Source organism: Gracilimonas mengyeensis, assembly GCF_900182705.1.
GTDB lineage: Bacteria > Bacteroidota > Rhodothermia > Balneolales > Balneolaceae > Gracilimonas > Gracilimonas mengyeensis.
The window spans coordinates 1-15,524 of record NZ_FXTP01000021.1; the positions used below are offsets into that span (position 1 = coordinate 1).

Here is a 15,524-nt window from a genome sequence, read left to right on the forward strand (position 1 = left end):
CTCTGTTGGTACTGTTGAGGTTCAACGGCAGAAAAAACCAGCCTGGATATACCTGACGAAGTGCATCTGCCTGCAGGCAGTGCATAGACCAATACTGAAGGTGCCAGGCTGGCTCGATTCCAATAAAACAGGCAGAGAGTAAAGATCACAAGCTACTTATACAACCTTTTGCCTGTTGGTAAATAGTTCTCCCTCTAACATATGAGACGAACTGGATTCGTACGAGACAAGTGGCTTGAAACAAGAACGCACTCAACTGACCACTGAATAGAAACTAACCGTTTAAGAAAACGCTAAGGCTTTATATTGCAAATAGTACTAATCAGCAGGAAGTGGTCTGACGACTCAAAGTAAAAACCACCCAAAGAGTTTTTGCAGACATCTAAAAGTATAAAAGCTTTTTGCCAGCAATGATTTTGTGGGAAGTTCTGTTTTACTGCTATCTTCCCAAAAATTAAATACTGCGTTTTGCCTACTAAAGAATTTCAACAATTTCTGAAACACCGATTACAAGAACCCCTTCCCGGTCGTGCCGCCCAAGAAAAAATGGCTCCTCAGCCTAAAAATGGAACCAATCCTCACAGAAATTACGAACCGGCCAATGATGACTTCAGAGATAACAGCGTTTTGGTGCCCGTGGTTGGGTGGAAAGAACAGCTTGAGGTGTTATTTACCCTGCGGACGGCTTCCATCAATCACGGCGGACAGCTAAGCTTTCCCGGAGGCGGAAAAGAAGGCCATGAAACGGTGGAAGAAACGGCGTTGCGGGAGGCCCAGGAAGAAATTGGATTACGACCTGAGAATGTGACGATTGTTGGGGAGCTTACGCCGCTCTATGTCGGTCATTCTGATAATATGGTAACACCGGTGGTGGCCATACTCCATCACGAACAGCGTTTTACTCCTAATCCCAACGAGGTGGATGAAATTCTTTCTGTACCTTTAGCTGATTTCCATTCCGGAGATCGTCTGATCACCGAAGAATGGAAGCTTCGCGATATTCCCTATCGTGTTCCTTTTTGGGATATCCATCGCGTCCCACTTTGGGGTGCCACGGCTATGATGATGAGCGAATTTGTAGAAATCACCCGTGATTTCTTTGTAACCCGGGATTAGGGAATTAAGGAGTAAGGTGATAGGGACTCCTCCACTTATTTCCTAATTCCCATATCGCCTTATTAACCAATTCCCATATCTACTTATCACCTAACTCACGGAATTCCTATCTTTCAGCTTATCATTAATTAAACAGTTTCATGTCTTTACTACTCGTTTCAAAAAAGCGCGATTTTACTTCACTCAAAAATGCCCTGCTGGAAAAAGACCCCAACCTGGATGTGGAAATCTGGCCCCGGGTTGAGAATAAAGAGCGGGTGAATTTTGCAGTCTGCTGGAATCATCCGGAAAACGTACTGGGCAATTATCCCAATCTCCGAGCTGTCTCCTCGCTGGGTGCCGGAGTAAATCACTTATTAAATGATGAGAGCCTGAACAAAGATGTGTCGATTTGCCGGCTGATCACGGACTCGCTAAAGGATCAAATGGCGGATTATGTATTGAATGCCGTCACCAGTTATCGCCTGAATATTCCCACCTATGTAGATCGTAAACGCGTTGGCAAATGGGAACAGCTACGATCCATACCAAAAAAGAAAGTGACCGTCGGTATTATGGGACTTGGAGAGATGGGCATTCCCACAGCACAGACATTGGTTAAAAACGGCTACCAGGTAACGGGCTGGTCACGTTCCAAAAAGGAGATTGAAGGCGTAACAACTTATGCCGGTGAGGACGGACTGAGTGACTTTTTATCAGCTACCAATGCGTTGGTGTGCTTGTTACCACTGACAACCGAAACCGAGGAAATCCTGGATCTCGAACTATTCAAGCAGCTGAAGAAACCCGCCTATTTAATCAACGTTGGTCGCGGACAGCAGCTGGTAGAGGAAGATGTGATTTATGCCCTTGAAACCGAAGATCTCTCCGGTGCCTGGCTGGATGTGTTTCAGGATGAGCCGCTGCCGAATAACCATATTTTCTGGAACCGCTCCAAGATTATGATCACCCCTCACATAGCGGCAGTAACCCCAGCAAGCCAAGCCGCCGACATCCTGGTTGAAAACTACAAACGTGCGCTTTCCGGCATGGAACTGATTTATGAAGTGGACCGGGAGAAGGGGTATTAATTGTAGGTCGGACAGCTTGTCCGACCAGTTGTCTTATATAACTTACAGTTCAACTAATTTAAACAGGACGGATAAGCTATCCGTCCTACATCACCCCACCAAGCGTACCAGCTGGTAGCCCAGCCATACAAAGATCAACCCAAAGAAAACCTGGAACCCCAGGTTGAACAAGCTCATTAGCAGTTTACCGTTTTCCCAAAGCAGAAAAGTTTCGTGGGAGAAAGTTGAGAAAGTGGTAAACCCGCCCAGCATCCCCACAAAAATGAAAAGGCGAAGTTCGGGATGTCCCCAAGATTTTAGCTGAAACAGTCCAGCCAGTAGACCAATAAACAAACATCCCAACAAATTAGCTGCAGTAGTACCGTAGGGATAGGTGCTACCGGGAAATTGGGATTGTGCAAAAAGAGAGATAAGATAGCGGCCTGTGGCCCCGATGAATCCACCGGAGCCTACCGCCAATATTTTAAGCCAGTCGGTCTGCATTAAATTTTGACTTCGTGCACCCAACCAAATTTATCTTCGGCCCTTCCGTATTGAATGTCGGTGATGGCATCGAAGCATTTTTTGGCAAATTTGCCCGGCTTCTCGCGATCCAGCTCAATGGTTCGGCCTTTATGATTGATGAATCCTACCGGTGATACTACCGCAGCGGTTCCGGAACCAAAAATTTCTTTCAATGAACCGTCTTCATGGGCCTCAAACACTTCATCAATCGTGATGCGGCGTTCCTCTACATTCAGTCCCCAGTCTTCAGCCAGGGCAATAATGGAACGTCGTGTTACGCCAGGTAAGATAGACCCTGTTAAAGCCGGCGTTACCAGCGTGTCATCGATCAGAAAGTGAATGTTCATGGTGCCCACTTCTTCCACATATTTATGCTCTTTGGCATCCAGCCAAAGCACCTGAGTGTAGCCTTCTTCTTTGGCCTTTTTAGCGGGAAGGAAACTGCCTGCGTAGTTACCGGCCGCTTTGGAATCACCTGTTCCTCCACTTACTGCACGAACATATTCGTCCGTTGTAGTTAGCGAAACGGGGTTGAATCCTTCCGCATAGTAAGCACCTACGGGGGAGGTGATAATCTGGTAGGTAAACTTGTCGGATGAACGGGCCGCCAGCAAGTCATCAGAGGCAAAAATAAAGGGGCGCAAATACAGCGCTGTGCCCGACTCCTGCGGAATCCATTGTTTATCCAGTTTAATCAGCGTTTCCAATGCTTCAATGAAGGTATCGTAATCCGTTTCTGGAATACAGAGGCGCCGGCAAGAGCGGTTAAAACGCTCGTGGTGTACCTTTGGACGAAAGATGTGGACCGTGTCCTCATCCACATAAAAAGCTTTCATCCCTTCAAAAACGGCTTGCCCGTAGTGCAGCACGTTCATGGCCGGGGTGATTTCGAAGGCTCCGTAGGGCTTCACCTTCGGCTGCTGCCACTGTCCGTCTTCGTAGGTCATTTCGAACATGTGGTCAGAGAACTTCCGGCCAAATACGAGGTTATCAAAATCGACCTCGTGAATACGGCTTTCGTTGGTTAACTCTACATCAAATTTGGTGTTTGAAATAATCTCGTTCATCATGCTCTAAAAATAACAGGTTTCGATTTAAATAAAACAGCCTTAGCCATTACATAATAGTAATGGTTAAAGCTGTAAAATGTAACTTCTAAAGATGAAAAGCGCCGAAAGAATTAGCCGGTACTTTGCATGGCTGCAGCAATACCGTTAATGTTCAGGAACAGTACTTCCGTTAATTCATCTTTTTGCTCCTCTTTGTCGGTATTTTTCCAGCGTTTAAGGAGTTCCGCTTGTATGATATTCAGCGGATAGGTGAATGGGTTCCGGAACTTGATTGAGTTCTGAATGACTTTGTTATGATCCAGAACTTTTTCGTAGCCGGTAATAGACGTAATCCAGTCTTCCGTATTTTTGAAATTACCCGTGAGCAATTCCGGGAATTTGGAAGGTTCTGTATTGTACAGCTCCGAAGTCGGTAAATGGGTTCTTGCCATCTCGCGTTGACTGTTGTTCAACACGGTACGGAAAAACGTCCATTCTTCGTTCCAGCGCTTCAGAACTTCCAGTACGTCATCATGGTCTTTTTTCACTTCTTCCAGGGCCGTTCCCAAGCCAAACCAGCCGGGCGTGTTGTAGCGCACCTGTGTCCATGCAAAAACCCAGGGAATCGCGCGTAGTGTATCAAAAGTCATATCATCTGAAGAACCGCGTGATACCGGACGGGAAGCAATCGGTAATTTACCAATGTGCTCAATGGGAGTGATACCGGAGTACCAATCCCAGAAATCGGAATCGTCAATCAGATCACGGTAAGCCTTCATGCTGGTATCAGCCAGCTGTTCCATAATTTCTTTTTCGTCCTCTTTACCGCTGAGGTAGCCCGGCGTATCGGAATACTGTCCGGCTGTTACCCTGGCCACGGCATTCACAATTTGCTCGAGGTGACGGTGCGCAATAGAAGAAAGCGAATAACGGAATGAAATAACCTCACCCTGCTCGGTAAAGCGGATGCGACCGTTATTAGCAACTGCCGGCATGGCCACAATAGCCTGGTTCGACTGTCCGCCGCCACGACCTACCGTACCACCACGTCCGTGGAATAAACGGAAGTCAATGTCATGCTCGCGGCATACAGTGCCTAATTCGTACTGGGCTTTGTTCAGTGCCCAGTTGGCCATCCAGTAACCGCCATCCTTGTTACTATCGGAGTATCCCAGCATAATTTCCTGGAAATCGTCGCGGGATTTCAGGTGCTTGGAGTACAAGTCATGCTCGTACATCTGCCCCATTAACCCGGCACTGTTTTCAAGATCTTCGATGGTTTCAAATAGCGGTACGATATCCAGCTTGCTTTCAATGCTGTCGCCATTGTGCTTCCACAGGCCAAATTCTTTAGCCAGCAACATCACTTCAAGCATATCACTGATGCCGTGTGTCATACTAATGATGTAGCTGCCAAAAATGTCTTCGTTCAAGTGCAGCATGTCACGGATTTCTTCAAATACCGTCATCACTTTTTCAGCTACTTCCGAGCGATCAGATTCAACAGGACTCAAAGGCCGCGGGTTAGAAAGCTGCTCAACCAACACATCAATTTTCTCTTCTTCGGATAGCTCACCATAATTATCAAGCACGCGTCCTTGTGACAATAGCTCTTCGATGGTTTCTTCGTGCAAACCGCTGTGCTGGCGGATATCCAGAGCACTCAGGTGGAAACCAAAGGTTTTGGCACGGATAATCAGATCCTGCAATTTACCCTGTTGAGAAAGACCGGTAAGCCCGTTTTCCACCAAACTTTGTTTGATAAGCTCCAGGTCTTCAATAAACTCTGGTGCCGTATATTTTTGCGATTCCGTAAGGATGGTTTTCTTATCCTCGGATAACTGATCCAGCAGAAACTGAATTTTGTGCATAATGTGCGTCACCTTACGGCGGTACGGCTCATGCTTGTAACGGCGCTCATAGCGCTCCGAAATCGGAAACTTCTCTTCGTCTTTTTCTACCGAAGCCTGCAATGCATCCGATACTTTAGCCTGCTTATCTGACACACTCAGGTATCGGCGCAGTTCATTCAATTCCTTTTGATACAGTTTGAGTACCGTGCGGCGCTGTTCTACCACCGTTTGCCAGGTTACACTGGAAGTCACATTGGGGTTCCCGTCACGGTCACTGCCAATCCAGGAACGGTATTTCAGTACAATGGGCACCTCTGGACGTTTGTCGTAATAGGTATCAAACGCCTGGCGGATATCCCGGTAAAGCACCGGAATAGAATCCCAGATAGAATGGGTAAAATAAAACAGTCCGTTTTCTACCTCATCTTCTACAGAAAGTCGTTCGGCACGCACTTCATCTGTAAGCAACAGCAGGTTTAACTGGTTCAGGATCTCCCGGCGTAAATCAATTTTTTCATCCGGGGTGATGTCGCTGTCGCCCAGACGGGAAACCATAGAGGCCAGTTCCTGCTGTTTCAGCAACACACTGCGTCGGCGCGCTTCAGTTGGGTGTGCCGTAATGGTAGGCTGAATATCCATTTGGTGAAACATTGAGAGCGCCTTCTCATAATCATACCCGGCCTCTTTGAAACGATAAACCGCTTCTGCAATACTTTCTTTGCGGGGATTTTCCGGTGTTTCTTCAAATTCTCTACGACGGTTCACCCGGCTGATTTCATGTTGCTCCAGGGAGTTTACCAGATGGAAGAAAGTAGTGTACATGCTCAGAATTTCTTTGATTTCACTGAGCGACAGGCCTCCTAAATCTTCCTGAAGTTCTTTTAAAACCTCTTCATCGTTCTTATCCAGCGCTTTTAAACTTGCCAGCGGGAGTTCCCCTAATTTCTCTACAAACTCCTCACCATATTTTTCTACAGCAAGTTCTTCCAGAATTTCCGTAAGGTTAATAACTCTTTTTGACAGGCTTTCGCTAATATTGCTGCTCTCAGCAAGTTCGCTGACCGTTTGTCTCCAATGCATGAATGTTTTTGATTTAGTTTGAATGAGTGTGTGAATAGTGAGTAGCTTAATGTAGAAATAATAATGGTATTTTATAATTCCTAAACTTCAACTAATCTTCATAAATATAACTGATATGAACGTAAAACGCTGTGAATGGGCCGAAGGGCAATTTGACGAGTATAAGCAATATCATGATGAAGAGTGGGGCGTTCCTGTGCATGATGACCAAACCCATTTCGAATTCCTGATTTTGGAAGGAGCGCAGGCGGGTTTGAGCTGGTCCACCATCCTGAAACGACGTGAGGGATACCGAAAAGCCTTTGCCAATTTCGACCCAAAAAAAGTTGCCCAATTCGATGAAGATAGGATACAAGAGTTGCTTCAGTTTGAAGGAATTATCCGCAATAAACTTAAGGTGCGAAGTGCTGTTACCAACGCACGTCTGTTCCTGGAGATACAGGAAGAATTTGGAAGTTTTGATGCGTACATCTGGGATTTTGTGGGAGGAGAACCAATTATAAACCATTGGGAAAAGCTGAAAGACATCCCGGCTACTACCAAAGAATCGGATGCGCTTAGCAAAGATCTCAAAAAACGTGGTTTTAAGTTTACGGGCAGCACCATTATGTATGCCCACATGCAGGCCTGCGGCTTGGTGATGGATCATACCACGGACTGTTTCAGGTATGAAGAGCTGAAAGAATAGTGAATATTGATCAGAGGAATATCGAATATTGGAGTAGCACTGCTTTGGATTGGATCGCTAAGAAGAACATTCAATTCCTTAGCACCTTTACCCACCCCTTAATCCCCGCCCAAGCGGGGAAATGCTTATAATAGACTGACTATTTTGAACAAAATTTCTCGTCTGATATCTATCAAAAAAAGCCAAAGCGAGTAGTAAATACCCACACTTTGGCTTTTAGTAAACTATTGATACTGCTTCCTGTTTAGTTTAGGAAAAAGAAACGTACCGAATATGGTTTATACCGTCTAAGGAGCTGATGCTTTCAAACTCCTCATCATCCAGCTGCTTGTCAACGGATACAGCAGTGATGGCATTCGATCCTTTTCCGGAACGTCCCAGGCTCAGGGCCGCAATGTTTACGCCCTGCTTGGCCAACTCTCCACTTACGGAAGCCAGCATACCGGGTTTATCCACGTTCTTATACAGAATCATATCGCCTTCAAGGCGCAGTTCGATACCGTAGTTATCAATTTCCACGATGCGATAGTCGCCTTCACCAAATACTGCTGCTGATATGGCTTGGTACTCGGCATCTTCGGCCAGACGTACCGTCACATAATCGCTATAGGTTTTGCCTTTTGAGGTAGAAACCTCACGTATGGAAAATCCACGCTGATCGGCATACACTCGCGCGTTAATCAGGTTGATGGCTTCATCTACATATTCAGACAGCATTCCTTTAAGGATACCATCCGTGAGCACATCGGAGTACTTGGCACAGTCACCGGCATATTCAAATTCAAACTTGTTGGCATGCTTGGGCGAAAGCTGAGCTGCCATTTTGCCTAATTTCTCCGCCAGTTCCAGGTATGGCTGTACTTCTTTGTTGGTAAGCAGAGCGATGGATTTACCATTCAGGCTGCCCTTGTAATTTTTATTCTCGAGCGCATCCGCCATCTGATCGGCAATTTGCTGCGCCACTTTCTCCTGTGCTTCTTCGGTTGAAGCTCCAAGGTGAGGAGTACTTACCACGCGTTCATCCTTAAGTATTTCATATACTTCTTCACTTGGTGGTTCTTCAGAATACACATCCAAAGCAATATCCGCTACATAGCCTTTGTCCAGCAATTCGGGAATATCTTTTTCTTCAAAGATTCCGCCGCGGGCACAGTTTACCAGGCGAATACCTTTTTTCAGCTTATCGGCATTTTCCATAGAAATCATGCCTTTGGTCTTTTCTGTAAGCGGTGTGTGTACGGTCAGGAAATCCACGCTGCCGAGCAGTTCGTCCAGCTCCACTAGCTTAACGCCCAGATCTTGCGCATGTTCGTGGGTTGAAAAGGGATCAAAAGCCAGCACTTCCATGCCGAATACATTCATTCTTTTGGCTACTTCCGAACCGATTTTACCCAGTCCTACAATACCCAGCTTTTTGCCATGTACTTCGGTACCCATGTATTTCTTGCGATCCCATCCACCGCTCTTCACTTTAGCTACTGCATTCGGGATGTTGCGTGCCATTGAAAGAATCAAACCACAAGTGTGTTCTGCAGTTGAAATAGTGTTACCATCCGGCGTATTCATAACCAACACGCCTTTGGCTGTGGCTGCGGGGATATCAATATTATCGACCCCAACACCGGCCCGACCGATCACTTTCAGGTTGTCGGCTTTTTTAAGCAATTCTTCGGTTACCGTGGTTCCGCTTCTAACTACCATCCCATCATATTCACCGATGCGATCAAAAAGTTCTTCATCGGTCAGCTTTCCGGGCACATCGGCCTGAATTCCTCGCTGCTGAAAAACCTCGGCGCAAACCGGATCCACATTATCTAAAAGTAGTACTTTAAATGACATAATTAGTGAGTGAGTTTTTAGTGATTAATAAATTCCTTAATTAAAGACCGAATCTCTTCAATTCCGTCGCGATTGTCGGCCGAGTATGGTATAATAGGTACTTCGATGTTCATTTCTTTCAATACCCGGCGTACTTTGGCTTTCGACTGATTTACTTTATTCCTGGATATCTTATCGGCCTTGGACATCAGCACGCTGAACGGCTTTTCATTCATGGCCATCCAGTAAAAAAAGTCTTCATCCAGGCGGCTGGGGTCGTGGCGGGCGTCAACTACATGTAACACCAACTTTAGATTTTGGCGATCCATTAGATAGGAACGAATATTCTGCCCCCACCGCTCCCGCTCTTTTTTAGGCACTTTCGCATATCCATATCCCGGTAAATCTACCAGGTAAAAGTCATCTCCTACCTTATAGTAGTTCATCTGCTGGGTTTTGCCCGGCACATTGGAGGTCCGTGCGATTTTCTTCTTGTTCAACAACGCATTGATGAGGGATGATTTACCCACATTTGAACGCCCTGCAAAACAAACTTCTGGTATTTCCGGAGGCGGACATTCTTCCAGAACGGTTGTACTTTTTATAAACGCTGGCTTTTGATTAAACATTAAAGCAGCTCGTTTTCTTCTTTGGCCACGCCAAAGTTTACCGGCACCGGATAGTTACCAGTGAAACAAGCGGTACAGTAATCATCCCCGGAAGGATTTGCATCTTTAACGGCACTAACCAGTCCGTCCGGTGAAAGATAGCGCAGGCTGTCGACTCCAATTTCTTTTGCCATTTCGTCAATATCCCGATCAAATTTATTAGCCATTAACTCATCCGGGCTTGGAAAGTCCATCCCGTAATAACAAGGGCTGATGATAGGCGGCGAACTCACCAAAAAGTGCACCTCGGCCGGATTACATTCCCGAATCATATCAACCAAATAACGGGAAGTGGTTCCCCGTACAATTGAATCATCTACAATAATAACAATACGGTCTTCTATCACTCCACGAACCGGGTTAAATTTGGTGCGTACTTTTTGTACGCGAGATTTTTGTCCCGGAGATATGAACGTCCGACCTACATAATGATTACGGATCAGGCCGATATCATATTTACATTCGTGCCCCAGTTTCTGGCTTTCGCTGGCATAACCCAAGGCTGCGGTATTACTGGAATCAGGCACAGAAATCACCACCGGTTTTTTGCCGGTTTTATTTTCTTTCACAATCTCAGTTAGCGGGTGCTCTTTCGCCAGTTCTTTTCCAAGATTACGTCGAATCTTGTCCACCATCTCCCCAAAAATCATACTGTCGGGGCGGGAAAAATACACGTACTCAAAAATACATTGACTGGTGCCGGTTCCCTTGGTAGGTGGAATGAAGAACGAACGAGGTTCTCCTGTTTCTTCAGCTTCTTTATCAATAACCACCACTTCGCCCGGTTTTACATCCCGGATGTATTCGGCATTATTGATGTCAAAAGCACAAGTTTCGCTGGCTACACAAAAAGAGCCATCTACTTTACCCAGTGCCAGCGGACGGAATCCATTGGGATCACGTACGGCAATCAGCTTGTCATCCGTCAGAATTACCAGGCAGTAAGCCCCCTCAATCTGCCGCAGTGCGTCCATAATCTGATCCATCTGATCCTCATACAAACTGTGAGAAATCAAATGAAGAATCAGCTCCGTGTCGGAAGTACTTTGAAACAGTACGCCCTCCTTTCGAAAACGCTCCCGAATTTGCCGGGCATTTGACAGGTTGCCATTATGGCCAATAGCCAGATTCCCATTTCTATAATGCACCCGGAAGGGCTGAATATTGGCGGGGTTCTTGGATGATCCAGAGGTGGAATACCGATTGTGGCCAATCGCATTCTTCCCTTTCAATACCTTCTTAAACACCTTAGAGTCATCAAACACATTTAATACCAGGCCAAAATCTTTATAAGCCGGCATCGAAAAGCGTTCTTTGTCATCGTCATAATACGAAGTCACAATACCAGCCGACTCTTGTCCGCGGTGTTGTAAGGAGTGAAGACCGTAATAGGTGTGCAGGGCAGCCTCAGGATGATTGTATATACCGTAGATTCCGCAATACTCGCGAGGTTTGTCGCTCATATTAATAAAGTCCAGAGAAATAAATTAGAGTGAGTGTTTAAGATAAGAAATGAAACGCGGTTTCGGGAATTAGAAGCGGAATAAGTTTTCTACAGGTTATGCACACTTTGCAATCTGCCAAATGCATGAAAGGCATTTAACCCAATCTTAAAGATATTTCGATGCCTTTCGTATTCCTTCAAATAAATCAAAGCTTCACACTGCTTTTTAGCTAAAACAATGGCCGATTTTCAATATTTCACACTTTATTTAGAATTATTCTAAATAAATCTTGCCAATTACAATCAGCCCTCCTATTTTCGATTCGTTATTTAAATCAAGTCTAAATTAACAATAAAACAGAGCCTCTACAATCCTATGAGGGTTTTTTTACTGATCATCTTCTTCTGCTTTCTACCCTGCCTGCTTTTGGCTCAACAGTCTTCCCTATGCGGAACGGTTCATAGCAGCCGGTCCCAACCGGTAACAGGGGCCCACATTAAACTGTTTTCAAATACTACAACGCTGACTACGGTTTCAGATGCAGATGGACACTATTGTTTTAAGAAAATTAATTCTGGTAAATACACCGTATTGGTTACAAGTGTGGGCTACCGTGAGGCCCGGGAGCAACTTGAATTAGAGGCTCAGGAATCCGCCAAAGTTGATTTTAAACTGAAGCGCCGGATGTATGAAGAGGAAATCACTGTAGTTACTGCTTCCAGAACCATTAAAGAGCTGGAAGATGTGAGCGTGCCCGTTAGCGTAATTCCTGATTCGGAAATTGAAATGAGTGGCAGCACCCGTTTGCGGGATATTTTGATTGAGCAAACAGGTTTAAATGTAGTTTCTGACCATGGAAATGGCATTCAGATGCAGGGCTTTGATCCCGATTACACATTAATCATGATTGATAACCAGCCGGTGATTGGTCGCACGGCCGGTACGCTTGACCTGGACCGCATAACGATAGGTGATGTACAACAGATTGAAATTGTTAAAGGCCCTTCCTCTGCCCTTTGGGGAAGTGATGCCCTGGCCGGTGTCATTAACATCATCACCAAAAAAGGGGTACAACCCTTTAAATGGGATATGACCGGCCGGTTTGGATCCCATGATTCTTATGACGGATCTACCAACCTATCCTTTAATCAGGAAAAATTAAGCGGACAGTTTTTTGCAAATACCAGTGGCTCAGGTGGCTACGATATGGATACCACCAGCATTGCTCCTACCAAGCCCTCTTTTCAGAGTTATACTTTTTCGGGTCGGCTCAATTATGATCTTTCCAAAAAAATAGCACTGGGCGTAGACTCTCGCTTTTACCGGGAAGATGTCTCCTACCCCCAGCAGCTGGAAATTGATGAAAGTCTTTACCGGATTAACGGAGATGAATATCAACAGAATTACAACATCACTCCGGAATTGAGTGTACGGCTTAACGATCGCCAGCTGTTTGAAGCGACTGCTTTCCTGAGCCGGTTTGAAAGTGAGACAGAACTTAATTATCAGGAAGACGGCTCACTGTATAACAGAAGCACCTTCGATCAGCAATTAAATAAATACGAGCTTAAAAGTTCCACTTTCTGGAGCAAAACGCATACTACCATCATAGGCGCCGGATTAAACCATGAAGAACTATTGGGCGGAAATTATAAGGGCACGCCAACATTTAACAGTTACTTCGCCTTTGGACAGCATGAATGGGAATTGTCCAAGCAGCTGTCATTTACGGCCGGTTTTCGCTTTGATGCTCATAGTGAGTACGCTTCACAGTTCAGTCCCAAATTTTCAGGCCTGTACCGACCCAATGATTTTATTCACCTGCGGGCTTCTTTGGGCGGAGGATATAAAGCTCCCGAATTCCGTCAGCTTTTCCTCGATTTCACCAATGCCCAGGTTGGTTACAGCGTGTTTGGTTCTTCAACAGTAGTAGAAGGCGTAGAACGCCTGCAAGCCGAAGGGGTGATTGAGGAGCTGCTTATCAACCCGGAAAATATCGGGGAGATAGAGGCTGAGCGCTCCTTTGCCTACAACGTTGGGGTAGATCTTTTCCCTCTAGACGGCATGCAATTGCGCATCAACGCCTTCCGGAACAATGTGCAGGACCTGATCGATACTCAGCGTATTGCCGTGCGGCAGAATGGGCAATCGGTGTTTTCCTATTTCAACCTAAACAGAATTTATACACAGGGCATTGAAACGGAACTGCGATACCGACCGGCCTTTAATGATAACCTGCAGCTTTCCCTTGGCTATCAGTATTTGGATGCCCGCCGGCAAATCACTCGTGAATTTGACGATGTGGTGGACGGCCGTGTAGTAACGGTTACCAAAAAAGATTACATCCCAATGCTCAACCGGTCGAAGCATACGACCAATGCCAAAATCTATTACACCTTTGAAGAGCCCGGCATCGAATCGAGCCTGAGAGTACAATACCGTGGCCGCTACTGGTTTGCCGACTACAATAATAACAACCAGGCCGAAGACAATGAATATGCCCTTAGCGCCAATACTCCCAACTCCGACATTGACAATTTCTGGGAAAAAGCCATCGTGAACTTCTCTTTGGCCAAGACTTTTTATGACCGGTATCGCCTGCAGGCAGGCATAGACAACCTCACCAACTTCCAGAGCCCCCAGTTTATGCCCTACAACCCGGGACGAACATTTTACGCACAATTAAACATCCAACTTTATTAATAAATCACTCCTTATATCATGAAAGTAGTATTACAGAAAGCATCCATTCTATTCATATTTACCGCACTGCTGGTAACCGGCTGCGACAGTGGTGGAAATGACGGTCCGGCCCCGGTGGTTGGCGAATTAGCTGAGGATATACCCGGTGACATTTCCACCGTTGAACAAACCCGCTCCCCTGTTGAGAATATCCCAGCCAATCCCAGTACGGTAACACAACCGCGTACTCCAGTTGCCAATATTGAAGGCGATGTAGAATCCAATCCCGGCTACACCTTTTTTGACCTCGATGCCGGAGCGGTTGTTGAAGATTCTGCCTCGGATGCCTGGGACATCGGCTTTGGTGGTACTACCCTGATTGCCAATTCTGGAAATGAGGGCGGTATTCAAGTCATCTCCGGTGCGTATGCCGATGTAGAAGAAGCTCCCGCCGATGGTTATGAAGCTGAGACCGCTCAGAGTTCCTGGTATAATTATGATTTCACCTCCCACCAGGTAACTCCCAAAGAAGACCAAACGATTGTGGTAGAGACACCGGATGGCAATTACGCCAAAATCGAAATCCTGAGCTATTACCGGGATTCCAATACCGAAAATGAAAGCCGTTATTTCACCTTTAATTACACCCTTAAAACAAATGGTGAAACTGCGCTTTACCACGAAGACACCTACACCTACTATGACTTAGAAGCCGGTGAGATTATCGAAGACGCTGCTTCATCTGATTGGGATGTTGCTTTTGACGGCACCACTGTAATGGCCAACGACGCCAATGGCGGCGGCATTCAGGTAGTTGCAGGTGCTTATGCTGAGGTAGAAGAAGCACCCGAATCCGGTTATGCAGCAGCAACTGCACAGAGTTCCTGGTATAATTATGATTTTGCCACCCACGTCATCACCCCAAAAGAAGATCAAACCATTGTGGTACACACCCCGGAAGGCAACTATGGAAAAATTCAGGTGCTGAGCTATTACGAGGATGGAGAACCTACCAATGACAGCCGCTACTACACCTTTAATTACCTGGTAAAAACCACCGGCGAAACACAGCTTTATCATGAAAGCGAACCTACTTACTTCGATTTAGAATCTGGTGAAATTGTGCAAGACGCTACCTCTCCGCAGTGGGATATTGCGTTCTCCGGTACTACCATTGCGGCCAATGCAGAAAACAACGGCGGCATTCAATCTCTCAATATTGCTTTTGCCGATGTAGACGAAGCACCTGTTGAAGGATACGCAGCTACCAATGCCGAATGGTATAACTATACCGGAAATACCCCTCCTACTCACGCAGTACTGCCTGTTGAAGGGGTAACATTAGTCGTTCAAACCCCGGATGGCAATTATGCCAAGGTTCGCATCATTAGTTATTACGAAGGCAATCCTGATACTTCTTCCGAGGAGTTTATAACCGATCGTCCGGATCCACGCTATTTCACTTTTGAATATGCCGTGCAGACCGACGGTTCTGTTTACTTCGAGTAAGTAGTACGTAGCTAACACACAGCGTTTGTCTCATGTATTTGG

General features: G+C 45.9%; 11 protein-coding genes. 5 read left to right on the forward strand and 6 right to left on the reverse strand.

Translation table 11 applies throughout. The annotated features are described in order from the left end of the window. Positions 1 to 468: 468 nt before the first annotated feature. Together FN815_RS17895 and FN815_RS17900 are read left to right on the forward strand one after the other, a co-directional pair. Complete coding sequence (locus tag FN815_RS17895; RefSeq protein WP_246075354.1) at positions 469 to 1,116, forward strand: NUDIX hydrolase; 648 nt, start codon at positions 469 to 471, stop codon at positions 1,114 to 1,116. 140 nt (positions 1,117 to 1,256) lie between these two features. Continuing rightward, positions 1,257 to 2,186, forward strand: coding sequence for a 2-hydroxyacid dehydrogenase (locus tag FN815_RS17900; RefSeq protein WP_142456208.1), 930 nt, complete (start codon positions 1,257 to 1,259; stop codon positions 2,184 to 2,186). 90 nt (positions 2,187 to 2,276) lie between these two features. On the opposite strand, the gene crcB is transcribed toward FN815_RS17900, so the two are convergent. The 3 genes from crcB to ppc form a co-directional block, all read right to left on the reverse strand. After that, positions 2,277 to 2,669 carry a fluoride efflux transporter CrcB gene (gene crcB, locus FN815_RS17905; RefSeq protein ID WP_142456209.1) on the reverse strand — a complete coding sequence of 131 codons (393 nt, stop codon included), beginning with the start codon at positions 2,667 to 2,669 and terminating at the stop codon, positions 2,277 to 2,279. Beyond that, the gene (locus FN815_RS17910) at positions 2,669 to 3,760 is read right to left on the reverse strand and encodes a branched-chain amino acid aminotransferase (RefSeq protein ID WP_142456210.1); all 1,092 of its coding nucleotides are present in this window, start codon (positions 3,758 to 3,760) and stop codon (positions 2,669 to 2,671) included. The genes crcB and FN815_RS17910 overlap by 1 nt, the downstream gene beginning before the upstream one ends. A 110-nt stretch (positions 3,761 to 3,870) precedes the next feature. Further along, positions 3,871 to 6,672: a phosphoenolpyruvate carboxylase gene (gene ppc, locus FN815_RS17915; protein ID WP_142456211.1), complete on the reverse strand. Its 2,802-nt coding sequence runs from the start codon at positions 6,670 to 6,672 to the stop codon at positions 3,871 to 3,873. Between the two features lie 115 nt (positions 6,673 to 6,787). Between ppc and FN815_RS17920 the strand changes: the two genes are divergently transcribed. Next, positions 6,788 to 7,360, forward strand: a complete 573-nt coding sequence (locus FN815_RS17920; protein ID WP_142456212.1) for a DNA-3-methyladenine glycosylase I — start codon at positions 6,788 to 6,790, stop codon at positions 7,358 to 7,360. Between the two features lie 249 nt (positions 7,361 to 7,609). Here the strand turns inward: FN815_RS17920 and serA are convergent, their stop codons facing one another. The 3 genes from serA to purF are packed head-to-tail and all read right to left on the reverse strand — an operon-like array spanning position 7,610 to position 11,309. Further along, on the reverse strand, positions 7,610 to 9,199 hold the full coding sequence (gene serA, locus FN815_RS17925) for a phosphoglycerate dehydrogenase (RefSeq protein ID WP_142456213.1): 1,590 nt from the start codon (positions 9,197 to 9,199) through the stop codon (positions 7,610 to 7,612). Between the two features lie 17 nt (positions 9,200 to 9,216). Then, the gene (yihA, locus tag FN815_RS17930) at positions 9,217 to 9,807 is read right to left on the reverse strand and encodes a ribosome biogenesis GTP-binding protein YihA/YsxC (protein WP_142456214.1); all 591 of its coding nucleotides are present in this window, start codon (positions 9,805 to 9,807) and stop codon (positions 9,217 to 9,219) included. Further along, positions 9,807 to 11,309 carry an amidophosphoribosyltransferase gene (gene purF, locus FN815_RS17935; protein ID WP_142456215.1) on the reverse strand — a complete coding sequence of 501 codons (1,503 nt, stop codon included), beginning with the start codon at positions 11,307 to 11,309 and terminating at the stop codon, positions 9,807 to 9,809. Before purF ends, yihA begins: the two co-directional genes overlap by 1 nt. Before the next feature lie 357 nt (positions 11,310 to 11,666). Between purF and FN815_RS17940 the strand changes: the two genes are divergently transcribed. Beyond that, the gene (locus tag FN815_RS17940) at positions 11,667 to 13,994 is read left to right on the forward strand and encodes a TonB-dependent receptor (RefSeq protein ID WP_142456216.1); all 2,328 of its coding nucleotides are present in this window, start codon (positions 11,667 to 11,669) and stop codon (positions 13,992 to 13,994) included. An 18-nt stretch (positions 13,995 to 14,012) separates the two neighbouring features. Beyond that, complete coding sequence (locus FN815_RS17945) at positions 14,013 to 15,482, forward strand: HmuY family protein (RefSeq protein ID WP_142456217.1); 1,470 nt, start codon at positions 14,013 to 14,015, stop codon at positions 15,480 to 15,482. Positions 15,483 to 15,524 lie beyond the last annotated feature (42 nt).